Below are 26,723 nucleotides of genomic sequence, written 5' to 3' on the forward strand. Positions count from 1 at the left end.
CACCAAACTACCGATAAAGGGTATTTATCTGAAATATATAGGATAATTCTTTAGTGGTGTAAAACAAAGCAGGAGACAAATCAAAAAAACTCTATATTTCACTTTGCCCGCGCCGCCAAAGTCACTGATAATGCGCCGCGTTCATGTCCTCAAAATGGCGTAACGTCCTATGCTACATTTGTTTGCTGGCCTGGATTTACATACCGGGCTTTTACTATTGCTTGCTCTGGCTTTCGTGCTGTTCTACGAAGCAATTAATGGCTTCCATGATACAGCCAATGCTGTCGCAACTGTGATCTATACCCGTGCAATGCGTTCGCAATTGGCGGTGGTCATGGCTGCGGTGTTCAACTTCTTTGGTGTTTTGCTGGGTGGTCTCAGCGTGGCGTATGCCATCGTGCATATGTTACCAACGGATCTGCTGCTTAATATGGGATCGTCACATGGCCTCGCCATGGTGTTCTCCATGTTGCTGGCGGCAATTATCTGGAACCTGGGTACCTGGTACTTTGGTCTGCCTGCATCCAGCTCCCACACGCTGATTGGCGCCATTATCGGTATTGGTTTAACCAATGCGCTGATGAACGGCACCTCGGTGGTGGATGCACTTAACATCCCGAAAGTTATCGGTATTTTTGCCTCGCTTATCATCTCACCTATTGTCGGTCTGGTGGTTGCAGGTGGTCTTATTTTCATTCTGCGTCGCTACTGGAGCGGTACGAAAAAACGTGCCCGTATCCACCTGACGCCGGCAGAACGTGAAAAGAAAGACGGAAAGAAAAAGCCGCCGTTCTGGACGCGTATTGCACTGATCCTCTCCGCTATCGGCGTGGCGTTCTCTCACGGCGCGAACGATGGTCAGAAAGGCATTGGTCTGGTGATGCTAGTGCTGATTGGCGTAGCGCCAGCAGGTTTCGTGGTGAATATGAATGCTTCCGGTTACGAAATTACCCGTACCCGCGATGCAATCAATAACGTCGAAGTCTTCTTCCAGCAGCGCCCTGACCTGCTTAAACAGGCCACAGGCGTAGACCAGCTGATTCCGTCCCCGACGGATGCGGCACCAGCGACGCCGACCGAGTTCCATTGCCACCCGGCGAATACCATCAACGCGCTGGAACGTGCGAAAGGTATGCTGGCGAATCTGGAAACCTACGACAAGTTAAGCGTCGAACAGCGTGGTCAGTTGCGCCGTATTATGCTGTGCATCTCTGATACCACCGATAAAGTGGTTAAGCTGCCTGGCGTAAGCGCTGACGATCAGCGTCTGCTGAAGAAACTGAAATCTGACATGCTGAGCACCATTGAGTACGCGCCTATCTGGATCATTATGGCCGTCGCACTGGCGCTGGGTATTGGTACGATGATTGGCTGGCGTCGCGTGGCAACCACCATCGGTGAGAAAATCGGTAAGAAAGGCATGACCTATGCCCAGGGGATGTCGGCGCAGATGACCGCCGCAGTCTCTATCGGTCTTGCCAGCTACACCGGTATGCCCGTTTCCACCACACACGTTCTCTCCTCTTCCGTTGCGGGAACGATGGTTGTTGATGGCGGCGGTTTGCAGCGTAAAACGGTGACCAGCATTCTGATGGCCTGGGTCTTCACCCTGCCAGCAGCAATTCTTCTTTCCGGCGGGCTGTACTGGCTCTCCCTGAAGCTTATCTAAGAGAATGCGCGGTAAAAAAGCGGGTCAGGAAACTGGCCCGCTTTTTTTGTATCTGTCGTTGGAATCAGTGCCAGATAATCAGCGCAACCATGCTGATTAGCACCAGGCCGCATAGCGCGCTGGTGAGAATGAACTGACCGCGAACCCGCTCACAGCGGCGAATAAATTCATCATCATGATGATCGCGGTAACGCTGAGCGTAGATATACCACACCAGACGCATCTGCTTGTTCGGTTGCCCATGCGAGGTAAAAAAGCCCCCTCCATCTACATACTGGTAAAGCAATGGATCGCAACCACGAAGTACTACTAGCAGTGCGCGTAGCGAAGAAAAATAGCGCGCCATATTAACAATGCAAACGACACATAAAGCCCAGAACAATGCAATGGTGCTTATCATACCCCCTCCCCGGCGACCCGCCCACGGAACTCCTTTCCGGGACTACCGCTCCCCGATACCCTGCCAAACCATTCAGTGAAGAGTACTGAAGAAACCGTTCGTATTAGTATCACGCATTCGAACGCCCCTCTAGATAGTGTAGGAGATTAGTTAATTTTTTTGCCAGAAGGTTAATCGCTATCAATGCAATTAACTAAAAAATTTGTTTAACTGCTTGGCAAGCAAGGCGGATTGACGGATTATTCTGGTCGCTATAATGTAAGGATAGTCCTTATATGGTACGTTTTTACGACTGGGCTAGCCCCGCGCACAAGGTTCGCAGGACGCGGATGACGCGGCGGCAGAGAAACGCCAGCAGGCTAGTCATCGACAACTTATGGAAGGAGTAACACTATGGCTTATAAACACATTCTTATCGCGGTTGATCTTTCTCCGGAAAGCAAAGTTCTGGTTGAAAAAGCGGTCTCTATGGCGCGGCCTTACAATGCTAAAGTTTCCCTTATCCACGTTGACGTAAACTATTCCGACCTGTACACCGGCCTTATCGACGTGAATCTGGGCGACATGCAGAAACGCATTTCTGAAGAAACCCACCACGCGTTAACCGAGCTGTCCACCAACGCAGGCTACCCAATCACCGAAACCCTGAGCGGTAGCGGCGACCTGGGTCAGGTTCTGGTTGATGCCATCAAAAAATACGACATGGATCTGGTCGTTTGTGGTCACCACCAGGATTTCTGGAGCAAACTGATGTCCTCCGCGCGCCAACTGATCAACACCGTCCACGTCGACATGTTGATTGTTCCGCTGCGTGACGACGAAGAAGCATAAAATGCTTGCCGCCGGGATATAGCCCGGCCTGCTGCAAGTAGTTAAGCCTGTAAACGCCCGCCTGTGCGGGCGTTTTTGTTTTTATCATTCGGACACAATTAGTACATCAATCCAACAAACAAATCATAATTAGTGTGATCAACTAATTGGATCGAAAACCATCTCTATAATACTCTACTCTCGCGGCCAATAGCCGCAGTCTATAACAAAATAAGACTTTTTCGGCGCGTTTAAGCATACGCGTTCATACTTTTCGGGATGGCTTTGAAAGGCGATGGAATATGAATAAAACTGCACCTACGGGCTTGCTGCAGCAACCTCGTCCGTTCTTCATGATCTTCTTTGTAGAATTATGGGAACGATTTGGCTATTACGGCGTTCAGGGCATCCTGGCGGTATTCTTTGTTAAGCAGCTAGGATTTTCACAGGAACAGGCATTTGTCACCTTTGGTGCCTTTGCTGCGCTGGTCTACGGCCTGATCTCGATCGGCGGCTACGTCGGCGACCACCTGTTAGGCACCAAGCGCACGCTGGTTCTCGGTGCCATTGTGCTGGCAATCGGCTACTTCATGACCGGGATGTCGCTGCTCAAGCCCGATCTGATCTTTATTGCTTTGGGTACCATTGCCGTCGGTAACGGGCTGTTTAAAGCCAACCCGGCAAGCCTGTTGTCAAAATGCTATCCACCAAAAGACGCCCGTCTGGACGGTGCTTTCACCCTGTTTTATATGTCGATTAACATCGGTTCGTTGCTGTCGCTGTCGCTGGCGCCGGTGATTGCCGATAAGTTTGGCTACGCGGTGACCTACAACCTGTGCGGGGCCGGGCTTATTGTCGCGCTGCTGGTCTACTTTGCCTGCCGTGGGATGGTAAAAAATATCGGTTCTGAGCCAGACCATAAGCCACTGAATTTCCGTAATCTGCTGTACGTGCTGGCCGGTACGGTAGTGATGGTATTTATCTGCGCCTGGCTGATGCACAACGTGCAGATTGCCAACCTGGTGCTGATCGTCCTGTCGATTGCCGTGACTATCATCTTCTTCCGTCAGGCATTCAAACTGGATAAAACCGGGCGCAACAAGATGTTCGTGGCCTTCATCCTGATGCTGGAAGCGGTTGTGTTCTACGTGCTGTACGCGCAGATGCCGACATCGCTGAACTTCTTTGCTATCAATAACGTGCACCATGAAATTCTCGGTTTCGCCATTAACCCAGTGAGCTTCCAGGCGCTGAACCCGTTCTGGGTGGTGCTGGCAAGTCCGGTACTGGCCGCGATCTATACCCGTCTGGGAAACAAAGGCAAAGACCTGACTATGCCGATGAAATTTACACTCGGTATGTTCCTGTGCTCGTTGGGCTTCCTGACGGCAGCCGCTGCCGGGATGTGGTTTGCGGATGCGCAGGGGCTGACGTCGCCGTGGTTTATCGTGCTGGTATATCTGTTCCAGAGCCTGGGTGAACTGCTGATTAGTGCCCTGGGACTGGCGATGGTCGCCGCTCTCGTGCCGCAGCACCTGATGGGCTTTATTCTCGGGATGTGGTTCCTGACGCAAGCCGCCGCCTTCCTGATGGGCGGGTATGTCGCCACGTTTACTGCCGTACCGGAGAACATCACCGACCCGCTGCAAACGCTGCCTATCTACACCAACGTCTTCAGTAAGATAGGCCTGGTCACCCTGGCTGTCACGGTGGTGATGGCGATTATGGTGCCCTGGCTGAACCGAATGATTAATACGCCAGATAGCAGTAAATAAGCTTTTTTTAACATTAACCGCGAGTCACATCGCGGTTTTTTTTGCCTTTTAAGTCCTGCATTGTAAGAGCGTAGTTTATACAAACAGGTAATCATGAATGGACATGACCATGAACGATATTGCGTTGATTAAGACTTCGGTCTTATCACGCCAGCGGAAAGCGCTTCTCACCGAGGATGAGCACCGGGCATTTTCAATCGCTACCCTTTGCGCGCGTTAATCCACTCCTGAACTTCGACCACAAAAGTGTCCGGCGCTTTGCGGTACATTTTGCGCGCCAAATCCAGAATCGTATGCTGACCGAGCGCTTCTTCCATTCGCTGCTGAGCCATATCCATTACCGAGCGCACACCACAAATGCCTTCACAGGCCCACTCCGGCGGATGCTCCTCAAATACCGCCAGCCGCTGGCGAATTTCACGACACTCAAAGATGCGCTTATCGCCATCAATGGCATTCACCACGTCCAGCACCGTAATGTGTTCAGCAGGTTTAGCCAACTGGAAACCGCCGCCCTTTCCCTCAATGCTGCGCACCAGGCCCGCTTTCGACAAACGGGTGAAAATTTTCGCCAGGTAGTCGTACGGCACGCTTTGCAGCTCGGCAATTTCCCGCACGCTCATATCCCGCGCGTCGCCCTTGCTGTCGACCATACACATCAGGCTATGAATGCCGTACTCAACCCCGGAACTGTAAAATGCCATTCTCTTATCTCAGCCAAAATGAATCTGAGTTAATTGTAGCTTTTTCGTCTCATTCATTCCAGACAGCAGCACAAACCATATTTATATAAAAACTTTAATCATGTATTTATCAAATAGATAATCAAAAACCCTACGACATCAGGACAAAAAGGATCCTGATCGCATTGCAATTCTTAACTACGACAAATAAAATCCGAGTAAATTATTCGTAGTCACCAGAGAGAACCCCCCAATGCGTAAACGAATTCTGATCGTGGGCGCCGGCTTTGCCGGTATGTGGGCAGCATTAAGCGCCGCACGACTGGCGGATAAACATCAGCAGGCCATTGATATTACAGTAATTGCACCACAGCCAGAGCTGCGTGTCCGCCCACGCTTTTATGAACGCGCCGTACAAACCCTGGTCGCCCCGCTGCAACCCTTGTTTGACGTTACCGGCGTCAACTTCCTGCAAGGTCACGTCGAGCAGATCATCCCGGACTCTAAAGAGGTGAGCTGGAAAGATGCCAACGGTGAAATTCATCTGCGCCGCTACGACCGCCTGGTACTCGCCAGCGGGAGTCACGTTAACCGTGACGCCGTTGTCGGTGCAGCCGAGCATGCGTTTGACCTCGACCAGCTCGAGAGCGCCACCGCACTGGAGCAGCACATTACAGACCTGGCATTACAGCCGGAAAGTGAGACTCGCAATACGGTGGTGGTCTGTGGCGGCGGCTTTACCGGGATTGAGATGGCGCTGGAATTACCTGGTCGTCTGCGTGAGATTCTGGGTGCCGATGCTAAGACCAGAGTGGTCGTAGTTGAGCGCGGTGCTCAGCCTGCCGGGCGCTGGAGCCAGGAATTACGCGACGTGATAATCAAAGCCTCCGCTGAACTGGGCATCGAATGGTTGGTAAATGCAGAAGTAGAAAGCGTGGATGCCGGGGGCGTAACGCTGAAAGATGGGCAGGTTATTGCCTCTCAAACAGTTATCTGGACCGTCGGCGTGCAGGCCAATAGCCTGACAGCACAGATTAACGCCCCGCGCGATCGACAGGGCCGCCTGCATGTGAATGCCAATCTGCAGGTCGTGGGTCATGATGATATCTACGCCACTGGCGATGTGGCCTACGCCGCCACCGATGACAAAGGCAACCATGCGTTAATGACCTGCCAGCACGCTATTTTGTTGGGTAAATTTGCCGGTAATAACGCCGCTGCAAGCCTGCTGGGTGTAGAACCTTCACCGTACCGTCAGGAGATGTACGTCACCTGTCTGGATCTCGGCGCGTGGGGTGCGGTGTATACCGAAGGATGGGATCAGCAGGTCAAACTCACTCGCGCAGAAGCGAAGAAACTGAAAGTATCGATTGTCAGTGAACTGATTTATCCGCCGAAAGCGGAAAGAGCCGTCGCATTTGAGATGGCTGACCCATACGCACCGTTTGTTTAAGCAGTAATGCCGGATAGCGGCTAACGCCTTATCCGGCCTACAAACTACGCGGTCCCCGCGTAAATATCAAACCGATGCCCTTTCGTAACTACCGCGTTCGGCGTGGCGACATCCGCCAGCGGCGGTGCGTAATCCGGGCGCTTCACTACCACACGTTTAGTGGCTAGCTGACGTGCAGGCTCCAGCAGCCCATCCGCATCCAGGTCCGGCCCCACCAACGACTGAAACACGCGCATCTCTTTTTTCACCAGCGCACTTTTCTGCTTATGCGGGAACATCGGGTCGAGGTACACCACCTGCGGACGCGGGGTGATATCGGTTAACGCCGTCAGGCTTGAGGCGTGGATCAGTTGTAAACGTTCCTGCAGCCACGGACCGATTTCCGGGTCAGCATACCCTCGCGCCAGGCCATCATCCAACAGCGCCGCCACGACCGGGTTACGTTCCAGCATTCGCACGCGGCAGCCTACTGAGGCCAGCACAAACGCATCGCGCCCCAGCCCTGCAGTCGCATCAACCACATCCGGCAGGTAATCGCCTTTAATGCCAACCGCCTTCGCCACCGCTTCGCCGCGACCACCGCCAAATTTGCGCCGATGGGCCATCGCACCGCCAACGAAATCCACGAAGATACCGCCGAGTTTGGGCTCATCACGTTTGCGCAGTTCCAGATGTTCCGGTGTCATCACCAGCGCCATCAGGTTATCTTCATCGTGCGTAAGATTCCAGCGGGCGGCAAGAACAGATAAGGCGCCGTCTCCGGCGCCTGTTTCATCTACTAAGCAGATTTTCACGTGAATAATCAGCCTTTAATCCCGTAATGCTCCAGCATTGCATCCAGTTGCGGCTCACGGCCACGGAAGCGCTTGAACAGTTCCATCGGCTCTTCAGAACCACCACGGGTGAGAATGTTATCGAGGAACGATTGTCCGGTTTGACGGTTGAAAATCCCTTCATCTTCAAAGCGAGAGAATGCATCCGCCGCCAGCACGTCAGCCCACAGGTAGCTGTAGTAACCCGCCGCATAGCCACCAGCAAAAATGTGGCTGAAGGCATGCGGGAAGCGGCCCCACGTTGGGCCCGGCACCACGGCGACCTGCTTTTTAATTTCCGCCAGCGTTTCGAGGATTTTCGCCCCTTGCTGTGGGTTAAACTCCGCGTGCAGACGGAAATCAAACAGGCCAAATTCCAGTTGACGCAGAATAAACAGCGCCGCCTGGTAATTTTTCGCCGCCAGCATTTTATCCAGCAACTCCTTGGGCAGCGGCTCACCGGTCTCAAAGTGACCAGAGATAAATGCCAGCGCTTCGGGCTCCCAGCACCAGTTTTCCATAAACTGGCTCGGCAGTTCGACCGCATCCCACGGCACGCCGTTGATACCTGAAACACCGGCGGTTTCGATACGGGTCAGCATATGGTGCAGACCGTGGCCGAACTCGTGGAACAGGGTGATCACTTCATCGTGGGTAAACAGCGCGGGTTTACCGTTCACCGGGCGGTTAAAGTTACAGGTCAGGTAGGCAACAGGCTTTTGCAGCGTACCGTCGGCTTTACGCATCTGGCCGACGCAGTCGTCCATCCACGCCCCGCCACGTTTATGTTCACGGGCATACAGATCAAGATAGAAACTGCCGCGCAGTTCGTTGTTTTCGTCATACAGTTCGAAGAAACGTACTTCCGGGTGCCAGACGTCAACATCAGTGCGCTCTTTAGCGGTAATGCCGTAAATACGTTTAACCACTTCAAACAGGCCGTTAACGGCTTTGTTTTCCGGGAAGTATGGACGCAGCTGCTCGTCGCTGATGCTATAGAGGTGCTGTTTTTGTTTCTCGCTGTAGTAAGCGATATCCCACGGCTGCAGCTCATCGACACCAAATTCTGCTTTCGCGAAGGCGCGCAGTTGAGCCAACTCTTTCTCGCCCTGAGGACGAGCACGTTTCGCCAGGTCCGTCAGGAAGTCGAGTACCTGCTGCGGGTTTTCCGCCATTTTGGTGGACAGAGATTTAAAAGCGTAGCTTTCAAAGCCCAGCAGCTGTGCCAGCTCGTGGCGCAGCGCGAGGATCTCTTCCATTATCGGGCTGTTGTCCCATTTACCAGCGTTTGGCCCCTGGTCAGACGCGCGAGTGGAGTAAGCGCGATACATCTCCTCACGCAGCCCCTGGTTATCACAGTAGGTCATTACCGGCAGGTAGCTTGGGATATCCAGCGTTAACAGGAAGCCTTCCTGCTGTTTAGCATCAGCCTGAGCTTTTGCAGCCGCCAGCGCGCTTTCCGGCATGCCGGAGAGTTCCGCTTCATCAGTCACCAGCTTAGTCCAGCCCATCGTGGCATCGAGGACGTTATTGCTGTAGAGATTGCCCAGCTCAGACAGGCGTGTGGCAATCTCACCATAGCGCAGCTGTTTTTCCTTCGGCAGACCAATACCAGAAAGCTCAAAATCGCGCAGCGCGTTATCGACCGCTTTTTTCTGTGCGGTGTTCAGGGTGGCGTAATGATCGCCGTCACGCAGGTCGCGGTACGCTTTGTACAGACCTTCATGTTGCCCAACCCAGGTGCTGTATTCAGACAGCAGCGGCAGCGTTTGTTCGTAGGCTTCGCGCAATTCCGGGCTATTCTTCACCGAGTTCAGGTGGCTAACCGGAGAGAAAATACGCCCCAGCACATCGTCAACTTCCGCCAACGGCTGGCAAAGATTTTCCCAGGTGTACGGCGCGCCCTGCGCAACCACTCGCTCAACGTTTTCGCGGCAATCGTTCAGCGCCTTAGTCACGGCAGGCACGACGTGCTCAGGCTGAATTTTAGAAAATGGCGGCAGTTCGAAGGGGGTCAGCAATGGATTGGTCATTAGCGCGGTCCTGTTGAAAAGAGTGAATGAAGCGCGTATCCGGCGCTGTGCATATTAATTTGTACAATGGGGTTAAGTGTAGAGGATTTCAATGCCAGGCGTTGCGCTTTCGCGGCAGTGACGACTTTTCTGTATACTGTGGTGATACGCTTTATTTTCGCCCGATATTGCGCTGTTTTCGGGCCTACGTTTATAACCTGGAACACGTTTACCCATGCTGAGTTATCGCCACAGTTATCACGCTGGCAACCACGCCGACGTCCTTAAACACACCGTCCAGAGCCTGATCATCGAATCGCTTAAAGAGAAAGAAAAACCGTTTCTCTATCTGGATACCCATGCTGGCGCAGGCCGTTATCAGCTGAGCAGTGAGCATGCCGAACGTACCGGTGAATATCTGGAAGGGATCGCCCGTATCTGGCAGCAGGACGATTTGCCTGCCGAACTGGAACCCTACATTGGCGTGGTGAAGCACTTCAACCGTAGCGGCCAGTTGCGCTATTACCCCGGCTCTCCGTTAATTGCTCGCCAGCTGCTGCGAGAACAGGACAGCCTGCAATTAACGGAACTGCACCCGAGCGACTTTCCTTTGCTGCGCGGCGAATTCCAGAAAGATGAGCGCGCACGCGTGGCCAAAGCCGATGGTTATCAGCAGCTAAAAGCAAAATTACCGCCGGTTTCCCGTCGCGGGCTGATCCTTATCGATCCCCCCTACGAAATCAAAAGCGACTACCAGGCGGTGGTGACCGGTATTAACGAAGGCTATAAGCGTTTCGCAACCGGCACCTATGCGCTGTGGTATCCGGTAGTTCTGCGCCAGCAAATCAAACGCATGATCCACGACCTGGAAGACACCGGTATCCGCAAAATTCTGCAGATTGAGCTGGCGGTGCGTCCGGACAGCGATCAGCGCGGCATGACGGCGTCCGGTATGATTGTAATAAACCCGCCGTGGAAGCTGGAGCAGCAGATGAAAAGTGTCCTGCCGTGGTTGCACAGCAAACTGGTTCCGGCAGGAACCGGTCATACGTCGGTAAGCTGGATCGTGCCGGAGTAATCGCAGTCATCGGTGGAACCTTTTAATTTCAGGTATACAATCGCGAATATTTTGGCGGATGGCGTAACGCTTCTCCGCCCTACAATGAACATGAAGGAGCGGTCATGACCAAGCACTATGATTACATCGCTATTGGCGGCGGCAGCGGCGGTATTGCCTCCATTAACCGTGCAGCAATGTACGGCCAGAAATGCGCGCTGATTGAAGCCAAAGAGCTAGGCGGCACCTGCGTTAACGTTGGCTGCGTACCGAAAAAAGTGATGTGGCATGCCGCACAGGTCCGCGAAGCAATCCACATGTACGGGCCGGACTACGGTTTCGACACCACCATCAATAAGTTCGATTGGGATAAACTGATCGCCACGCGTACCGCTTATATTGATCGCATTCATACCTCGTACGACAACGTGCTGGGCAAAAATAATGTCGATGTGATTAAAGGCTTTGCCCGCTTTGTGGATGCCAAAACCATTGAAGTGAACGGTGAAACCATTACTGCCGATCATATTTTGATTGCTACCGGTGGTCGCCCGAGCCATCCGAGCATTCCGGGTGTGGAATACGGTATCGACTCCGACGGTTTCTTTGAGCTGCCCGCGCTGCCAAAACGCGTGGCCGTTGTTGGCGCAGGCTACATCGCCGTTGAACTGGCGGGCGTAATTAACGGTCTGGGCGCAGAAACGCATCTGTTCGTGCGTAAACACGCGCCGCTGCGCAGCTTCGACCCGATGATCGTCGACACGCTCGTTGAGGTGATGAACGCCGAAGGCCCGACTCTGCATACTCACGCGATACCAAAAGCGGTCGTTAAAAACGCTGATGGTAGCCTGACCCTGCAACTGGAAGATGGTCGTAGCGAAACGGTAGATTGCCTGATTTGGGCGATCGGTCGTGAACCTGCCACCGACAACTTCAACCTGGCGGTTACTGGCGTGAAAACCAACGAAAAAGGCTACATCGTCGTTGATAAATTCCAGAACACCAGCGTGCCGGGTATTTATGCCGTCGGCGATAACACCGGGGCCGTTGAGCTGACGCCGGTTGCCGTTGCCGCGGGCCGTCGTCTGTCCGAGCGTCTGTTTAACAATAAGCCGGACGAACATCTGGACTACAGCAACATCCCGACCGTGGTCTTCAGCCATCCGCCTATTGGTACCGTGGGCCTGACCGAGCAGCAGGCTCGCGAACAGCACGGCGATGATCAGGTGAAAGTGTATAAATCATCGTTTACCGCGATGTATACCGCTGTCACCACCCACCGTCAGCCGTGCCGCATGAAGCTGGTTTGCGTCGGTCCGGAAGAGAAGATTGTCGGTATTCATGGCATTGGTTTTGGGATGGATGAAATGCTGCAAGGCTTCGCGGTCGCTCTGAAAATGGGCGCAACCAAGAAAGACTTTGATAACACCGTTGCCATTCACCCAACGGCATCTGAAGAGTTCGTGACCATGCGTTAATCGCGCTTCAGGAATGTTAAAGGGCAAAGAGGGGTTAGCTCTTTGCCCTTAGTTACGTTTCCGCTATCAGTTCAGCAGTTGCAGCAGATAGCGGATCAGCTCCAGCAACGCGATTAACGCTCCCAGAACGATGATTGCTTTATCAATCACCCGTTTTCTCCATCAGATGGAGTGAGAATGCATCCGCTTACTCATCCATTGCCTGTCACGGCGCATGTCCCAGTGTTAGATGATGGAACTCTCACTCCGGCCAGAGCATCGGCCAACGGCACCACCCGTACAGCCGATCAGGACTTAGAAAGCGTTTAGCGCGCGTCCGGAATGAAAATGCTTCAGAGCTAACTGGATAAGTATACAGTTATTTTAATCAAAACAACCAGCGTATTCTTGCAATACTACCGGTAAGGTAATACGATTGAAGCGTTAGATGATGGAACTCTCACTTCGGCCAGAACCACCAACTCGGGCTGAAGCGTAAAAAAACCGACGTGAAGTCGGTTTTTTTACGTCCGAATCTGGACCTGAGAGACATTATTTACCCTGCATATACGGTGTATATACCCCATTAAGGCTTTCGAGGAATGCCACGATATCGTCGATATCTTCCTGCGGTAGTTCTTTACCCACCTGATAACGCAGCATAAGTTTTACCGCGCCGTCGAGCGTAGGCACATCACCGCGATGGAAATAAGGCGCAGTCAGCGCAACGTTACGCAATCCAGGGACTTTCTGACGCAGCTTGTCACGTAATTCATTGGTGACGTTCATGCGGCCAATATCTGCAGCAGTGACCTCGCCGAAATTAAAGTCCTTTTTCAGCCCCAATGGCTCAAATGAACGTCCGCCTAAAATAATACCGCCATGACAGGTCGCGCACTTATTATCTTTAAACAACTGATAGCCATGTTTTTGCTGAGCGGTTAAGGCCGCTTCATCACCACGCAGCCATTTATCAAACGGCGAATTTGGCGTAATCAGCGTTTTCTCAAACTCAGCAATCGCATCGGTAATATTATCCCCACTGAATCCCTGCGGATAAACGGCAATGAACTCTTGCTTAAGTTGCGGATCCTTGTCCAGTTTCTGGATAATTTCATCCCAGGATTTAGACGCCATTTCGATAGGGTTCAACGGTGGGCCACCGGCCTGCGCCTGCAGTGTTGGCGCACGGCCATCCCAGAATTGCTCAACGTTAAAGACCGAGTTAAATACCGTTGGCGCATTGATAGGGCCAACCGCGCCGCCGACACCGATTGACGTTTTCCGGCCATCCACGCCGCCCGCATTCAGGGCGTGACAGTGCGCGCAAGAAATCGTGCTGTCGCCGGAAATACGCGGATCATGGTAAAGCGTAAAACCAAGCGCTACTTTGCGGGCATCGGTCGGGATGCTTTCCGGTATCGGCTGTACAGGTTCATTACGATGCTGCGTGGCAGTATCGTTACTGGCGTAGTACTGCTCACGCTGTTTCGCAATCCAGCCCAGGATCTCTGCTCGCTCCGTATCGCTTACTTTGCCAGCCCAGTGCAATGCGGTATAACGCGTCGGCGGCATGGTGTCGTACTGCATCACCCACTCAATTTTATTCAGATCGCTTTGCGAAACGGGTTTATCCGCGACCAGCGCCGCACGAACGGCCTCCAGATTGAATGATTTGTATCCCAGTTGAATATCGTAATTCATCAACTGCTTAGCGACGGGAAAAGAAGAATAGAAAGGTAATTCAGCCGAAGGAGTGTGACAATAATCGCATCCTTTTTCACGTAAGAACCCTAGTACTTTATTATTTTCTTCCAGCGTAGAGGCCTGAACATCAGCCTGTTTACTCCGTTGATTATCGTGATACCACACATAACCGGATAATCCAAAATAACAAATCGCGACGCCAGCTATGGCAATCACGGTAAGACGGGTAATGATTTTCATTATTTTACCCTCACCGTTGTGAGTTATTGTGACCCAGAAAATTAGAATAATTAATAGACAGTCTTTGTCAGACCTGACCATCATAGGAAATGAGGGGATTACTATTTTGATAAGTATCAAGCAATTACATGGAGGAGAACTATCGATAGAATAGCCTGTGCCTATTATAGAGTTAAACGTTACCAGGTTTTGTTCACACCTCGTTGCAATCGAATGTTCTGAAAATGGAATATCCTCAGGTTGTGCAGAATTCGGAATTATTCATTATTTTCATTGGGATAGATTTATTTTTTGGATATTACGCAGCACTAAAATGTGATCGACCGCACGCTTTACTCACCAGATACCGAAGCGAATGTCTACGCTTAATTGACGAGCGGGCAATAGCCTTAATCTTTCAACGTCCATCGGAGGTCTTTCGCATTATGCTCAACCAGAAACTACCCCACGCCCCTTCTGAAGAAATGACGATCGACATCGATCTGCTTTATGAAATGGATCCGTGCGAGTTAAAGCTGGATGAAATGATTGAAGCGGAGCCTGAACCGGAGATGATTGAAGGGTTACCCGCCTCAGATGCGTTAACTCCCGCCGATCGTTACCTCGAGCTGTTCGAACACGTTCAGTCGTCGAAACTGTTTGCCGATAGCAAAACCTTCCCCGACTGTGCGCCGAAAATGGATCCGCTGGATATTTTGATCCGCTATCGCAAGGTTAAACGCCACCGCGACTTTGATCTGCGACGCTTCGTCGAGAACCACTTCTGGCTCCCGGAAACGCCCTCCAGTGAATATGTTTCTGACCCGGCAAATTCGCTGAAAGAGCATATCGATCAACTGTGGCCAGTGCTGACGCGCGAACCACAGGACCACATTCCCTGGTCCTCGCTGCTGGCGTTACCGCAGTCATATATTGTGCCCGGCGGACGTTTTAGTGAAACCTACTACTGGGATTCCTACTTCACCATGCTGGGTCTGGCGGAGAGCGGTCGCGAAGATCTGCTGAAATGTATGGCGGATAACTTTGCCTGGATGATTGAAAACTATGGTCACATCCCGAACGGTAACCGTACTTACTACCTGAGTCGCTCGCAGCCGCCAGTCTTTGCGCTAATGGTCGAACTGTTTGAAGAGGATGGCGTACGCGGCGCACGTCGTTACCTTGATCATCTAAAAATGGAGTACGCGTTCTGGATGGATGGCGCAGATTCCCTGGTACTCAACCAGGCCTACCGTCACGTGATCAGAATGTCGGACGGCTCCCTGCTCAACCGCTATTGGGACGATCGTGATACGCCGCGCGATGAGTCGTGGCTTGAAGACGTCGAGACCGCCAAGCATTCGGGTCGCCCACCCAATGAAGTGTATCGGGATTTGCGCGCGGGCGCGGCCTCCGGCTGGGATTACTCCTCGCGCTGGCTACGCGATGCAGGCCGTCTTGCCAGCATACGCACCACTCAGTTCATCCCTATTGACCTGAACGCGTTCCTCTACAAGCTGGAGAGCACTATCGCCAATATTTCCGCACTGAAAGGCGACAAAGAAACTGAAGCGCAGTTTCGCCAGAAAGCCAATGACCGCCGCGATGCGGTGAATCGCTATCTCTGGGACGATGAAAACGGCTGCTATCGCGATTACGACTGGCGGCGCGAACAAATGGCCCTGTTCTCTGCCGCCAGTATTGTGCCGCTGTATGTCGGCATGGCAACGCATGAACAAGCCGACCGACTTGCCAATGCGGTCCGCAGTCGCCTGCTAACCCCCGGAGGGATTTTAGCCACGGAGCATGAAACGGGTGAGCAATGGGATAAACCCAACGGCTGGGCGCCGCTGCAATGGATGGCGATCCAAGGTTTCAAACTTTACGGCGACGACCATCTCGGGGATGAAATTGCCCGTAACTGGTTGAAAACGGTGAATCTCTTTTATCAGGAACACCACAAGCTTATCGAAAAATACCACATCGCCGACGCCGCGCCGCGCGAAGGCGGCGGCGGAGAATATCCGTTACAGGACGGCTTTGGCTGGACCAATGGCGTGGTGCGCCGACTCATCGGTCTGTATGGCGAACCCTAGCAGCTGACAGTCTGAATTATCAGACCGTCAGTTAATCGCATCGTATAGTTCGGCGTGAATTTTTTGCCATTTCTTGTTCTCTGGGCTCGGCTGCGCGCGAACGCGTAGCTCGGCCTGTTCAAGGTCATACTGCTGACGCGCGACAACCGCCGGCACCGAGCAAAAACTTTGCAGATAGCTTTTATGCAGCGATGTGAGTGACGCCCCATTCGCCATCGCATGGCTGACCGTGGTCATAAACTGCCGACATGGCTTACTCTCACTCATCTGCGAAGGGTAACGCAGCAGCAGCCTCAACACCTCGGTATTGCCTGCCGAGAATGCCTGCTCCGTCCACGCCAGCTTCCAGTCCATCCCGCCCTGCAGGAAAAGTGACGTCACACGGGTGTCGTTGCGCTCGATAGCCGCGCGCATGTTAAAGGCATCCCAGGTGATGCCCATTCGGGTCACCGACTCCCGCGCACCAGGGGCATCACGCCGTGGCTCCTCCTGCACGATTTCAACGGATAGCCCGGAAGACGCTTGTGGCGCTGGCGAAGTGAATAACCAGAACGCGCCCAGCGAAATCACCAGCACCATCACACCGACCGCTACCCACAACATGCCGGAAATCAGCTGTTCACGTTCTTCCGCCGTGCGCCTGGCCCGCTTCTCAGGCGGATCGATACTGTCTGCGATTTCCTGTTTATCGCCCCCCGCCTGCTCGTCTTTTTGCTTTGCGTTTTCCCAAAACTGGCGAACCGTCGCCTCATCGGACGCCAGATACGACGCAGGATTAATGCGCGTACGCCGTTCTTCAAATGCCCGCTGCACAGGGTAAGTAATCTGTCGGTACTGGCAATCCAGCAACAGCAGCTGTACTGAGGTTAGCGGCTGCTGCGCGATAACGCAGTTACGGGCCAGGCGGCAGTCATCCAGGAACATCCTCAGCGTGATACGTGGCTCAACAAACGACATGAGCACCGAGGTGTCGTTAAAAATCTCGCTAAAATGCCGAACGAATAACTTCTTATCGACAACCATCAGCGCCAGTTCGCTAAACATCATGCCGTCCAGCGCATCCCGACTTTCCCCCAGCTTCAACCAGCGACGCAGACGTTCACCGCCAAAGTGCTGTTTCAGGAAGCTGTTGAGCGGATGTTGATCCGGCCATACCCGCGCAATCAGCGATTTGAGGGTTAATTCTATTGCGCGAAGCTGACGCTGCGCCCGCATCTGCGCATCCGGCTCTGCACGTTCAATCTCGGTTGGATACTTCAGGAGGGGCTGTTGCTGGCGCAACTGTTCCAGAGAAGCGACAAAGCGCAGCGCAGAAATCAGCTGGTTTTCACTGACGTCCTGGCCATTTTCATATTGCGGCACGCTCTGCTGAAGATGGCGTAGCCGCAACGTGAACTGACTCAATTGCGCGTCATTCATCTGCAACCGCCTGGCGACAACACCCCAACCTCCCAGATTCAATCGCGCCTGGTCAAGCTGCTCGAGAAACCAGCGTGGATCTTTACCCTCTGCGACGCGCACGCCAAGCATCAGCAAAATTTCTACCGAGGCCTGCCGGATTATCCCCAAACAATGTTCGAAGGGTGTACATGTCGCCTGTAACGCGCTATTGGTCATTATCTTCCCTAAAAGGACCCAAAAAGTGCGGCCTCACAATGGTGTGTAGTTATCTTTTTTAAATGCAGCGCTGTGCCGCCACAGACTAAAACACATTCATATAGCAAATAAATATGTTTTACAGTGACTTCCACACAATCATTGAAAATTATTCTGGAGATAAGCCTGTGCCTGTACTGAAAACCTCGCGTTTGATCTGCCGCCCGCTCACACATGACGACTGGGCGTTTTTCTTAACGTTACAGCAGAACGCAGATGTGATGCGCTTTGTCGCTGACTCGCGTACCGAAGAGGAGATACGGACAGTCTTTGACTCCCGCTTGCCTGAATGGTCTCCCGGCAGTCCACACTGGCTGTGCCTGGTCCTGTGCGATAAGGCATCGGGCGTACCGCTTGGGGTAACCGGATATATTCAGGATAAAAATGAATGTGCCGAGGTCGGCTTTCTGCTCACTCCCGAGGCGCAGGGCAAAGGTTATGGCGCTGAATCCCTGCATGCCGTTTGCGATTATGCGTTTACCGCCGGAGGACTACGCCGACTGACGGCCTGCGTCACTGCAGGAAACGATGCCTCACGGCGTCTACTGGAAAAGGTCGGGTTCATTCTCGAAGGCACGCTGCGAGAAAGCTACTGGCTACATCAAACCTGGCATGATGACTGGATTTTCGGCCTGTTAAAACATGAATATCAGCCGCCCGCGCCATCAGGCGTTTTGCTGTAAAAAATGGCTGGATGGCGGCTGGCGTAACGGGGTGTGTTTCTTAAAATAGGTCTCTTTGTACAGAGATTATTATGCCGCTGCATTCGACGCATTTCACGCCCGCCTGTATCGCATTTATTAAGCAATGGCAGGGCCTGTCGCTGGAAAAGTATCAGGACAAAAAGGGGATCTGGGTCATTGGCTACGGGCACGAAATCACCGCAGATGAATCCTTTGATGCCCCAATTATGCTGATGCAGGCCGAAACATTGCTGCTCGCGGATATAAATATCTGCGAGGCATTCATCCATAAGGAAATGCCGCAAATACAAGATCGGTTTCAACAGGAAGCGTTAATTGCATGGATGCTCAGCGTGGGGATTAGCCGGTTTTGCACTGCTGAATTCTGGCCGGGGGCTATTTCACAGCCAGAAACAGTCTGACTATGAAATATTTTCCCATTATAGGGTGTCGTTTAGCATCATTGCCGCCTGCGTACGGTTTTTTACCTCCAGGCGCTGATACAGCGATTCAAGATGGGCTTTTACCGTTCCGGTGCTGATATTTAATAATCGACCAATTTGTTTATTAGATTCTCCGGCGGCCAGCATCGTCAGAATCTCCCGCTGACGCGCGCTGAGCAATCTGATATTTTGCCCGCCACATTCGGTCGCTGTGATGCAATCTCTGGGGATAAACATCATACCTATCGCGACGCTATTGAGTGCCAGCGTGAAGGTTTCCGCATCAGAATCGCGCGGAACAATGGCCAGCACGTTTAATTGCGTGACTTCCTGTAGCCATTTTTTACGGCAGTCCGTTGCGGTTACCAGCACTTTTACCTTCGCAAAGCGCTCTGCTATCTGTTGCAGCAAGCTACGGCAGAACTCAGCGTCAAAATCTCCATCCAGCATTACCAGTGCATCAGGATTCTCTTCCAGCGTCCGCCAAAGATCATCTGCCTGACTGACACCCTGAACATTCACTCCTGGAATACGCTCTTGCAAAATTACATTCATTCCATGAATAAATATTGACTGCCTGTCAAACATTATTAACTGCATTATTTATCTCCGTCTGAATAAGATATTAGCCTTAACACGCGGAAGGGTATTATCCGAGGGGCAAAATATGAAGTCACCATTTGGCGGAGGCCATTTTACCGATAGACGGAGAAGAAAGAAGCAGACGTTATAAATAGTTACAGCTGAAACCAAAGAATCACACAAAGGATCAAAATCGGGGTCAAATATTCAGAAAATCCTTAATATTTGATGTTCAGACCTGGATTACTAATATTAATAACCCGGAGTTTATATTCTTAGCTAAAAATAAGGAACTCACGATAACAGACAAATATGTTACAAAACAAAATATCGCATTAAATGATCACTCTGGCATGAGAATGGGGAGGTGATCATGGTTTCTGATACAACAAATCCACTCCCGAAGAAGAATGAACTCTTCAGAACGTTTATCCCCGATCTCTTTCAGCACCGCGATTGCGGTATCAGATTCCAAATAATTCCGGCAAACGCCACCAGCTATATTTTGACTTCTGATGGCGCGCCGGTTTTCTCTTGCTCAAAAGGCTAAGTAAGAGGCAGTCGTTTACAGGAACATCCCGCCAGAGACTTCGATACGCTGTGCCGTCATCCAGGCCAGCTCATCGCTGAGCAACGCAGCAATGGCGTCGCCAATATCGTCCGGTAACCCAACACGCCCCAGCGCCGTCTGCGATGCAATATAGGCATTCAATTGCGCATTATCCCGCACGTTTCCGCCGCTAAAATCCGTCTCGATTGCCCCAGGCGCAATAATATTCGCCGTAATGCCGCGCTCTCCCAGCTCTTTCGCTTGATAACGGGTTAACACCTCCATCGCCCCTTTCATGGCAGCGTAAGCGCTGTAACCCGGTAGCGCAAAGCGCGACAATCCGGTCGAGACATTAAGAATGCGTCCGCCGTTGTTGATCAGCGCCAGCAGGTTCTGTGTCAGGAAAAAAGGTCCTTTAAAATGGATGTCCAAAAGCTGGTCAAATTGCGCTTCAGTGAACGCCGGATAAGGCGCGTTAATGCCAACTCCGGCATTGTTCAATAAATAATCAAAGGTGTCGCTTTGCCAGTGCGTTTGTAGGGTTTCCTGCACCTGTTTGACAAACTGAGGGAAAGTGGAAATATTTCCGACGTTCAACGGTAATGCTGCAGCTTTACCGCCAGATTGGCGAATTTCATCTACAACCTGCTGCGCTTCTTTTTCATTGCTGTTCCACGTCAGGATGACACCAATGCCTTTACTCGCCAGCTTTAGCGCCGCGTTTTTACCGAGTCCACGGCCGCCGCCGGTCACCAATGCGATACGTTGCGTCATAAGAAACCTCATTTCAGGTGTTGTGAAGATTGAGACAAAGCTTATTAGGTGGTAGAAAAACAATAAATACCGCTAACTGCGCATTACTGTTTCATTTAGAACAACAATAGGGCATGAGAATGGATAAAATTCACGCAATGCAGTTGTTCATCCGCGTCGCAGAACTGGAGAGCTTTTCGCGCGCGGCAGACACCCTCGGACTTCCTAAAGGTAGCGTATCGCGTCAAATCCAGGCCCTGGAAAATCACCTGGGCACACAGTTGTTGCACCGCACAACCCGCCGCGTTCAGCTCACGCAAGACGGCATGATCTATTACGAACGAGCGAAAGATTTGTTGAGCAATCTCGATGAACTGGATGGGCTATTCCATCACGACCCGGCCAGCATCAGCGGCAAGCTGCGCGTCGATATGCCGGTTGGTGTGGCGAGAAATCTGGTGATGCCCCGCTTACCGGCCTTCTTGCATCAGTATCCGGGGCTTGAGCTCGAACTTAGCAGCAGCGACCGCCTGGTGGACCTGATCCGCGAAGGCTTCGACTGTGTGGTACGCGTGGGGACGCTGAAAGATTCAGGGCTGATTGCGCGCCCGCTGGGGAAACTCACGCAGATTAACTGCGCCAGCCCGCAATACCTCGCCCGATTTGGTTATCCAGAAAGCCTGGAGGATTTAGCCTCGCATGCGGTGGTGCACTACTCAGTCAATTTGGGAACACGTGCGCAAGGCTTTGAAGTGGCGACAGACAACGGTGCTAAATGGGTTAAAACCGGCGGCATGCTGACGGTGAACAGTACCGAAACGTATCATGCAGCATGTCTTGCCGGTCTGGGCATTATTCAGGTACCGCGCGTGGGCGTGCGTGATGCCCTGCGCGCCGGTACGCTGATTGAAGTATTGCCGCAATATCGCGCCGAACCATTACCGGTTTCATTGCTCTATCCGCATCGCCGTAACCTCTCCCGCCGCGTACATCTGTTTATGGAATGGCTGACCGGCGTGATGAAAGACTATGTGGACTGACAAGCTATACTGTCCTGAGAATGAACAGAACAAGGATTACTGCCCTGATGACGCAGGAAAAAGAGATTAAACGCCCCATTCAGGAACTTGAGCACGCACCAATCCCAAAAATTGAGACCCTGGAGCGTAAAAATACAGAAACCAACGGTAAGACCAACCAGGCGCTGAAAACCGCCCTGACCTTCGCCGATAAAATTCAACGCCAGCCCATGATTGCCCATCTGATTCGCGCCGCGGAGAGATTTAACGATCGTATGGGAAATCAGTTTGGCGCCGCCATTACCTACTTCTCGTTTCTGTCGATGATCCCTATCCTGATGGTGTCGTTTGCCGCCGCGGGTTTTATTCTCGCTTCGCACCCTACGCTGTTGCAGGATATCTTCAGCAAAATCCTGCTCAACGTCAGCGATCCGACGCTCGCCTCCACGCTGAAAAACACCATCAATACCGCCGTTCAGCAACGCACCACCGTCGGTCTGGTGGGTCTTGCCATCGCGCTCTATTCCGGAATTAACTGGATGGGAAACCTGCGCGAAGCTATTCGTGCCCAGTCGCGGGATGTCTGGGAGCGGACCCCACAGGATCAGGAAAAAATTTGGGTCAAATATCTACGTGATTTTGTCTCATTGATTGGCTTACTGATTGCGCTGATTGTTACGCTGTCCATTACCTCCATCGCCGGTTCCGCCCAGCAGATGATTATCTCTGCGCTGTATCTCGACGGCATCGAATGGCTGAAGCCCGCCTGGCGGCTGATCGGCCTGACCATCTCTATTTTCGCCAACTACTTGCTGTTCTTCTGGATTTTCTGGCGGCTACCGCGTCACCGACCGCGCAAAAAAGCGCTCATTCGCGGCACGTTTATCGCGGCACTGGGGTTTGAAGTCATCAAAATGATCATGACGTACACGCTGCCATCACTGGTGCAATCGCCGTCAGGCGCGGCGTTTGGTTCAGTACTTGGCTTGATGGCGTTCTTCTACTTCTTCGCCCGTCTGACTCTGTTTTGCGCTGCCTGGATTGCCACAGCAGAATACAAAGACGACCCGCGTATGCCGGGGAAAACCCACCGCTAATCTTTGTTAACTGCCGGATAACGCTGCGCTTATCCGGCCAACCCAATGCTTACGTCGAAATCCTGCGCATTATCAGAATTAAAATCCAGCCCGTAACTTTTGTTTAACCAAAAACCAGTTTTATCATCCAAGTTTTAAATTATGTGAAGCATTTCATGGAAGTGAAATCTCCAGCCTAAAAATTATCCCCTTTTTGCTCTATTTTTGACCGATCGCAAGGTTTGTTACAGATTGAAATGTCTCTTTTGCTGTGCGTAATATGACCTTTCGTTCGACCAAAAATAAGAAAATATTATGCAAGCAACAGCCACAACGCTCGACAACGAACAGGAACACACCCCGGTCAACTCGCGCAATAAAGTTGTCGTCGCCTCACTCATTGGCACTGCCATTGAGTTCTTCGACTTCTATATCTACGCCACCGCCGCGGTGATCGTGTTCCCCCATATCTTCTTCCCGCAGGGGGATCCGACCGCGGCAACGCTGCAGTCCCTTGCCACCTTTGCTATCGCCTTTGTGGCACGGCCTATCGGTTCTGCTGTGTTCGGGCATTTTGGCGATCGCGTAGGGCGTAAAGTCACGCTGGTTGCCTCACTGCTCACTATGGGGATCTCGACGGTTGTCATTGGCCTGCTGCCGGGCTATGAAACTATCGGTATTTTCGCCCCGCTGCTGCTGGCGCTGGCGCGTTTTGGTCAGGGTTTAGGACTGGGCGGGGAATGGGGCGGCGCGGCGTTACTGGCGACGGAAAACGCACCGCCGCGTAAACGCGCGCTGTACGGATCATTCCCGCAGTTGGGCGCACCTATCGGCTTCTTCTTCGCCAACGGCACTTTCCTGCTGCTCTCCTGGCTGCTGACCGACGAGCAGTTTATGAGCTGGGGCTGGCGCGTACCGTTCATCTTCTCTGCGGTGCTGGTGATTATCGGTCTGTACGTTCGCGTTTCGCTGCATGAATCCCCGGTCTTTGCCAAAGTGGCAGCGGCGAAAAAACAGGTGAAAATCCCGCTGGGTACCCTGCTGACAAAACATGTCCGCGTGACGATCCTCGGCACGTTCATCATGCTGGCGACCTATACGCTGTTCTATATCATGACCGTCTATTCCATGACGTTCAGCACCGCCGCGGCGCCTGTAGGGCTTGGCCTGCCGCGTAATGAAGTGTTGTGGATGCTGATGATGGCGGTTATTGGCTTTGGCGTCATGGTGCCGGTGGCGGGCCTGCTGGCCGATGCGTTTGGTCGTCGCAAGAGCATGCTCATTATCACCACGCTTATTATTCTGTTTGCGCTGTTTGCCTTTAAACCGCTGCTCGGCTCTGGCAATCCGGTGCTGGTGTTCGCCTTCCTGTTGCTTGGTTTGAGCCTGATGGGTTTGACATTTGGTCCGATGGGCGCGCTACTGCCGGAGCTGTTCCCGACCGAAGTGCGCTACACGGGGGCGTCGTTCTCGTACAACGTTTCGTCGATTCTTGGTGCTTCCGTTGCCCCTTACATTGCCGCATGGCTGCAGGCGAATTACGGCCTGGCGGCGGTCGGTACGTATCTGGCATCAATGGCGGCGTTAACGCTGATTGCGCTGCTGTTAACCCACGAAACCCGCCATCAGTCATTGTGATTTTTTGGCTGTAACCACCGTCTGCGGCCTACGTTGAGCATGAAATGTAGGCCGCAGAAGCGAAGCGTTAGCGCCATCCGACAACGGCAAAAATCACTTCTTCATTTGCGACAAAATGGTCCGGCATTGATTAGCGTCTCCTTCAGAAGGTGAAATCAGCGCCAGCAAGGCCGCCGCGGGCGTCACTAACGTTGCCAGCGCGGCAGCAACCGCACCGCGCGCAATCAGCGGCCCGGCCTTCACGCCGGCCTGCGGATTCTTAAAGGTGCCGCGAACATACAGCGGCGAACGCAGGGTAATAATACGAATGCCTTTGCTCTCCGGATCGATGGTTAAATCCAGTTGCTCCGACGCAAAACTCGCCGTACCAGTGACATTAATGACCGCGTTTTCCGTGTCGAAGGCAAAAATCTGTGGGCGGGCTACGCCGTTAACAATATCCAGATTCGCCGCCGCGCAGTTCACCCGCACCTCGTCATCACCAAATATCTGTCCAACAAGATAGTTGCCCAGATTCAAGCCAACAATTTCCATCAGATTCCGGCTGATCAAACCGTCGTTCATCAGCAGCTTCAGGTTGCCATTGCTGTTACCAAGCAGCGCCGCTACCGAGTTTCCGCTCCCGCTAAACCTGGCGTCACCGTTCATTTCACCGAGCGTTTTCTGCATCACCTCCACATCCGGCATCAGCGCTTTTAACTTCAGGCGGCGAGCCTGGATGTCCGCCTGCCCCCGCATCGGCTTTTTATCCCCTTCCAGATGGATGCTGGAGACAATGCTGCCTCCCGCGAGGCCAAATTTCAGCGGCTGCAGGCGCAGGTCGGCATTTTTCAGGATGATATGGGTGGAGAGATCGCTGATTGGCAGGCTACTGCCGTGCTCAATACGCCGTCCTTTGAAACGTACGTCAGCGTCCATCACGTTCCATTTGTCGGTTTCAAAACGGTCATACGGCAAGACCTTGTCCGCGGGCTGGACGCTCTTCTCACCTTTGCGCTGTTCAGATTGTTTGGCCCGCTCGGCCCCTTTGCCTGAATCCACACCGATCAGCGGCCCCAAATCAGCCAGCCTCAGTTGGCGTGACTCAACATCCCCTTTCAGCATTGGGCGCGGCTTACCGGTGGTATAGGCCAGCGTTCCGTGAATATCGCTGTCGCCAATTCGGCCATTAAAATCGCGGTAATCAAAAACAGAGGATTTTTCCGGGTCAATTTTCGCGACCAGATGTCCGTCGGTTTCAAACGGCGGCGTATCCGGGAGCAGCACGCCGGTCAAATCGTACAAATCCCCTAGCGAATCTCCCGAGAATTTAAGCCGCAGATCAGCCCCGCCCATATTCATCGGATCGTTTATCGTACCGATAAACGCCACACGCGTATTACCCGAACGGAAATCAGCCTGAATCGGGAAAGGGTTTCCTTCACCGCGCAGCGCCAGCATTCCGCCTATCTTCCCGCGACCGCTTAGCGGTTCGCCGTTATATCGGCCTTGCGCTTTCAGACCAAACACGTAGTCCTCAATGTGGGCGTTGCTCTCTTTACTTTTTGCGCCAGTCACTTCGCTAAAGGGCAACGGCTTACCCAGCGGATCGACCAGGATCTCAATCTCTGACTTCGTCACCTTATCGTTAATGGCGATGCGCCCTTGGTCGAACAGAATGTTATCCAGCCGGAAAGACCAGGCTGATGGCGGCGCATTGGGATCGCGGTTTTCATCCCCTGCCAGGTTAAAGGTCCAGTTATTGTTTTCCTCCGACAGGCGGATAAGCCGTGCATCGGGTTTTACCAGCTTGATCCACGGGAGCCAGACGGTTTTTGTCAGCAATGCCAGTGGGGCGAGCGTGGCTTCAACGCGCGGGAGATGCACCATGGTGACGTCAGGAATGCCCGGCGGGTTGCCGAGGATGATATCCTCAGCATGAACATGCGGCCACGGAACCCAGCTACGCCAGCCGGTTTCCTGTTTTTGGCGTTCCCAAACCACGCCCAGGTCACCCCGTATGGCGAAGGGACGGTTGAGTTCTGTAGAGACTTTCTGGTTGATGGTCGGTTTGAGCCGGTTCCAGTCAAATGTCGCAATCACGATGATGAGTACGACGATCAACAACAAGAAAACCCCTATTACTGAAGTGGTTATTTTGCCTGTTCTCGTCATGTTTAACCTCCTTACTTTC

22 protein-coding genes are annotated in these 26,723 nt (G+C 52.6%); 12 read left to right on the forward strand and 10 right to left on the reverse strand.

The genetic code is table 11. The features are described from left to right. Positions 1–169 precede the first annotated feature (169 nt). Entirely contained in the window at positions 170–1,669 is a 1,500-nt protein-coding gene (gene pitA / locus OGV75_RS22725) for an inorganic phosphate transporter PitA (protein ID WP_016154875.1), read from the forward strand. A 64-nt stretch (positions 1,670–1,733) separates the two neighbouring features. Here the strand turns inward: pitA and uspB are convergent, their stop codons facing one another. Next, positions 1,734–2,069: a universal stress protein UspB gene (gene uspB / locus OGV75_RS22730; RefSeq protein ID WP_003023371.1), complete on the reverse strand. Its 336-nt coding sequence runs from the start codon at positions 2,067–2,069 to the stop codon at positions 1,734–1,736. 393 nt (positions 2,070–2,462) lie between these two features. Here uspB and uspA point away from each other — a divergent pair, with 393 nt between their 5' ends. Together uspA and dtpB are read left to right on the forward strand one after the other, a co-directional pair. Beyond that, positions 2,463–2,900, forward strand: coding sequence for a universal stress protein UspA (gene uspA, locus OGV75_RS22735; protein ID WP_003023368.1), 438 nt, complete (start codon positions 2,463–2,465; stop codon positions 2,898–2,900). Between the two features lie 281 nt (positions 2,901–3,181). Then, positions 3,182–4,654, forward strand: a complete 1,473-nt coding sequence (dtpB, locus tag OGV75_RS22740; protein ID WP_019078104.1) for a dipeptide/tripeptide permease DtpB — start codon at positions 3,182–3,184, stop codon at positions 4,652–4,654. Positions 4,655–4,854: 200 nt separating this feature from the next. On the opposite strand, the gene OGV75_RS22745 is transcribed toward dtpB, so the two are convergent. After that, positions 4,855–5,358 carry an RrF2 family transcriptional regulator gene (locus tag OGV75_RS22745; protein WP_016154877.1) on the reverse strand — a complete coding sequence of 168 codons (504 nt, stop codon included), beginning with the start codon at positions 5,356–5,358 and terminating at the stop codon, positions 4,855–4,857. A 232-nt stretch (positions 5,359–5,590) separates the two neighbouring features. Here OGV75_RS22745 and OGV75_RS22750 point away from each other — a divergent pair, with 232 nt between their 5' ends. Next, on the forward strand, positions 5,591–6,790 hold the full coding sequence (locus OGV75_RS22750) for an NAD(P)/FAD-dependent oxidoreductase (protein WP_279266730.1): 1,200 nt from the start codon (positions 5,591–5,593) through the stop codon (positions 6,788–6,790). 44 nt (positions 6,791–6,834) lie between these two features. On the opposite strand, the gene rsmJ is transcribed toward OGV75_RS22750, so the two are convergent. Then, entirely contained in the window at positions 6,835–7,584 is a 750-nt protein-coding gene (gene rsmJ / locus OGV75_RS22755; protein WP_047358192.1) for a 16S rRNA (guanine(1516)-N(2))-methyltransferase RsmJ, read from the reverse strand. Between the two features lie 8 nt (positions 7,585–7,592). Next, a complete protein-coding gene (gene prlC, locus OGV75_RS22760) occupies positions 7,593–9,635 on the reverse strand; it encodes an oligopeptidase A (protein ID WP_019078097.1) in 2,043 nt (680 codons plus the stop codon). A 214-nt stretch (positions 9,636–9,849) separates the two neighbouring features. Here prlC and OGV75_RS22765 point away from each other — a divergent pair, with 214 nt between their 5' ends. Then, positions 9,850–10,692, forward strand: coding sequence for a 23S rRNA (adenine(2030)-N(6))-methyltransferase RlmJ (locus OGV75_RS22765; RefSeq protein ID WP_286481292.1), 843 nt, complete (start codon positions 9,850–9,852; stop codon positions 10,690–10,692). 104 nt (positions 10,693–10,796) lie between these two features. Next, positions 10,797–12,149, forward strand: a complete 1,353-nt coding sequence (gene gorA, locus OGV75_RS22770) for a glutathione-disulfide reductase (RefSeq protein WP_016154882.1) — start codon at positions 10,797–10,799, stop codon at positions 12,147–12,149. A 66-nt stretch (positions 12,150–12,215) separates the two neighbouring features. On the opposite strand, the gene dinQ is transcribed toward gorA, so the two are convergent. Both dinQ and OGV75_RS22780 read right to left on the reverse strand, forming a co-directional pair. Further along, a complete protein-coding gene (gene dinQ / locus OGV75_RS22775; protein ID WP_003837776.1) occupies positions 12,216–12,299 on the reverse strand; it encodes a damage-inducible type I toxin DinQ in 84 nt (27 codons plus the stop codon). Positions 12,300–12,680: 381 nt separating this feature from the next. Continuing rightward, on the reverse strand, positions 12,681–14,075 hold the full coding sequence (locus OGV75_RS22780) for a cytochrome-c peroxidase (protein ID WP_016154884.1): 1,395 nt from the start codon (positions 14,073–14,075) through the stop codon (positions 12,681–12,683). 425 nt (positions 14,076–14,500) lie between these two features. On the opposite strand from OGV75_RS22780, the gene OGV75_RS22785 reads away from it, so the two are divergent. Further along, entirely contained in the window at positions 14,501–16,150 is a 1,650-nt protein-coding gene (locus tag OGV75_RS22785; protein WP_016154885.1) for an alpha,alpha-trehalase, read from the forward strand. 27 nt (positions 16,151–16,177) lie between these two features. Here the strand turns inward: OGV75_RS22785 and OGV75_RS22790 are convergent, their stop codons facing one another. Further along, a complete protein-coding gene (locus OGV75_RS22790) occupies positions 16,178–17,767 on the reverse strand; it encodes an STY4199 family HEPN domain-containing protein (RefSeq protein WP_286481294.1) in 1,590 nt (529 codons plus the stop codon). Between the two features lie 167 nt (positions 17,768–17,934). On the opposite strand from OGV75_RS22790, the gene OGV75_RS22795 reads away from it, so the two are divergent. Beyond that, positions 17,935–18,489, forward strand: a complete 555-nt coding sequence (locus OGV75_RS22795; protein WP_181598766.1) for a GNAT family N-acetyltransferase — start codon at positions 17,935–17,937, stop codon at positions 18,487–18,489. Between the two features lie 71 nt (positions 18,490–18,560). Next, a complete protein-coding gene (locus OGV75_RS22800; protein WP_016154888.1) occupies positions 18,561–18,911 on the forward strand; it encodes a glycoside hydrolase family protein in 351 nt (116 codons plus the stop codon). Positions 18,912–18,929: 18 nt separating this feature from the next. On the opposite strand, the gene OGV75_RS22805 is transcribed toward OGV75_RS22800, so the two are convergent. Together OGV75_RS22805 and OGV75_RS22810 are read right to left on the reverse strand one after the other, a co-directional pair. Beyond that, the gene (locus OGV75_RS22805; protein WP_047415886.1) at positions 18,930–19,532 is read right to left on the reverse strand and encodes a helix-turn-helix transcriptional regulator; all 603 of its coding nucleotides are present in this window, start codon (positions 19,530–19,532) and stop codon (positions 18,930–18,932) included. A gap of 547 nt (positions 19,533–20,079) precedes the next feature. Next, positions 20,080–20,838, reverse strand: coding sequence for an SDR family NAD(P)-dependent oxidoreductase (locus OGV75_RS22810; RefSeq protein WP_016157705.1), 759 nt, complete (start codon positions 20,836–20,838; stop codon positions 20,080–20,082). A 119-nt stretch (positions 20,839–20,957) separates the two neighbouring features. Between OGV75_RS22810 and OGV75_RS22815 the strand changes: the two genes are divergently transcribed. From OGV75_RS22815 to OGV75_RS22825, 3 genes are all read left to right on the forward strand, one after another. Next, positions 20,958–21,857 (forward strand): LysR family transcriptional regulator, encoded by a 900-nt coding sequence (locus tag OGV75_RS22815; protein ID WP_016157706.1) that lies wholly within the window; start codon positions 20,958–20,960, stop codon positions 21,855–21,857. 47 nt (positions 21,858–21,904) lie between these two features. Continuing rightward, positions 21,905–22,933: an inner membrane protein YhjD gene (gene yhjD / locus OGV75_RS22820; protein WP_016154892.1), complete on the forward strand. Its 1,029-nt coding sequence runs from the start codon at positions 21,905–21,907 to the stop codon at positions 22,931–22,933. A gap of 294 nt (positions 22,934–23,227) precedes the next feature. Beyond that, a complete protein-coding gene (locus OGV75_RS22825; RefSeq protein WP_003023312.1) occupies positions 23,228–24,550 on the forward strand; it encodes an MFS transporter in 1,323 nt (440 codons plus the stop codon). A gap of 93 nt (positions 24,551–24,643) precedes the next feature. Here the strand turns inward: OGV75_RS22825 and OGV75_RS22830 are convergent, their stop codons facing one another. After that, a complete protein-coding gene (locus tag OGV75_RS22830) occupies positions 24,644–26,704 on the reverse strand; it encodes an AsmA family protein (protein ID WP_286481297.1) in 2,061 nt (686 codons plus the stop codon). Positions 26,705–26,723 lie beyond the last annotated feature (19 nt).

This window comes from Citrobacter sp. Cb028 (assembly GCF_030336705.1).
In the GTDB taxonomy this organism is placed as follows: Bacteria; Pseudomonadota; Gammaproteobacteria; order Enterobacterales; family Enterobacteriaceae; genus Citrobacter; species Citrobacter braakii.

What these genes read in the sequence shown, in the direction of transcription:
- OGV75_RS22780 (WP_016154884.1), bottom strand. Translation starts at nt 14,075, where the DNA reads ATGAAAATCATTACCCGTCTTACCGTGATTGCCATAGCTGGCGTCGCG.
- OGV75_RS22810 (WP_016157705.1), bottom strand. Translation starts at nt 20,838, where the DNA reads ATGACGCAACGTATCGCATTGGTGACCGGCGGCGGCCGTGGACTCGGT.
- OGV75_RS22800 (WP_016154888.1), top strand. Translation starts at nt 18,561, where the DNA reads ATGCCGCTGCATTCGACGCATTTCACGCCCGCCTGTATCGCATTTATT.
- OGV75_RS22745 (WP_016154877.1), bottom strand. Translation starts at nt 5,358, where the DNA reads ATGGCATTTTACAGTTCCGGGGTTGAGTACGGCATTCATAGCCTGATG.
- OGV75_RS22830 (WP_286481297.1), bottom strand. Translation starts at nt 26,704, where the DNA reads ATGACGAGAACAGGCAAAATAACCACTTCAGTAATAGGGGTTTTCTTG.
- gorA (WP_016154882.1), top strand. Translation starts at nt 10,797, where the DNA reads ATGACCAAGCACTATGATTACATCGCTATTGGCGGCGGCAGCGGCGGT.
- OGV75_RS22750 (WP_279266730.1), top strand. Translation starts at nt 5,591, where the DNA reads ATGCGTAAACGAATTCTGATCGTGGGCGCCGGCTTTGCCGGTATGTGG.
- uspB (WP_003023371.1), bottom strand. Translation starts at nt 2,069, where the DNA reads ATGATAAGCACCATTGCATTGTTCTGGGCTTTATGTGTCGTTTGCATT.
- OGV75_RS22790 (WP_286481294.1), bottom strand. Translation starts at nt 17,767, where the DNA reads ATGACCAATAGCGCGTTACAGGCGACATGTACACCCTTCGAACATTGT.
- OGV75_RS22805 (WP_047415886.1), bottom strand. Translation starts at nt 19,532, where the DNA reads ATGCAGTTAATAATGTTTGACAGGCAGTCAATATTTATTCATGGAATG.
- yhjD (WP_016154892.1), top strand. Translation starts at nt 21,905, where the DNA reads ATGACGCAGGAAAAAGAGATTAAACGCCCCATTCAGGAACTTGAGCAC.
- pitA (WP_016154875.1), top strand. Translation starts at nt 170, where the DNA reads ATGCTACATTTGTTTGCTGGCCTGGATTTACATACCGGGCTTTTACTA.
- uspA (WP_003023368.1), top strand. Translation starts at nt 2,463, where the DNA reads ATGGCTTATAAACACATTCTTATCGCGGTTGATCTTTCTCCGGAAAGC.
- prlC (WP_019078097.1), bottom strand. Translation starts at nt 9,635, where the DNA reads ATGACCAATCCATTGCTGACCCCCTTCGAACTGCCGCCATTTTCTAAA.
- OGV75_RS22815 (WP_016157706.1), top strand. Translation starts at nt 20,958, where the DNA reads ATGGATAAAATTCACGCAATGCAGTTGTTCATCCGCGTCGCAGAACTG.
- OGV75_RS22765 (WP_286481292.1), top strand. Translation starts at nt 9,850, where the DNA reads ATGCTGAGTTATCGCCACAGTTATCACGCTGGCAACCACGCCGACGTC.
- dtpB (WP_019078104.1), top strand. Translation starts at nt 3,182, where the DNA reads ATGAATAAAACTGCACCTACGGGCTTGCTGCAGCAACCTCGTCCGTTC.
- OGV75_RS22825 (WP_003023312.1), top strand. Translation starts at nt 23,228, where the DNA reads ATGCAAGCAACAGCCACAACGCTCGACAACGAACAGGAACACACCCCG.
- OGV75_RS22785 (WP_016154885.1), top strand. Translation starts at nt 14,501, where the DNA reads ATGCTCAACCAGAAACTACCCCACGCCCCTTCTGAAGAAATGACGATC.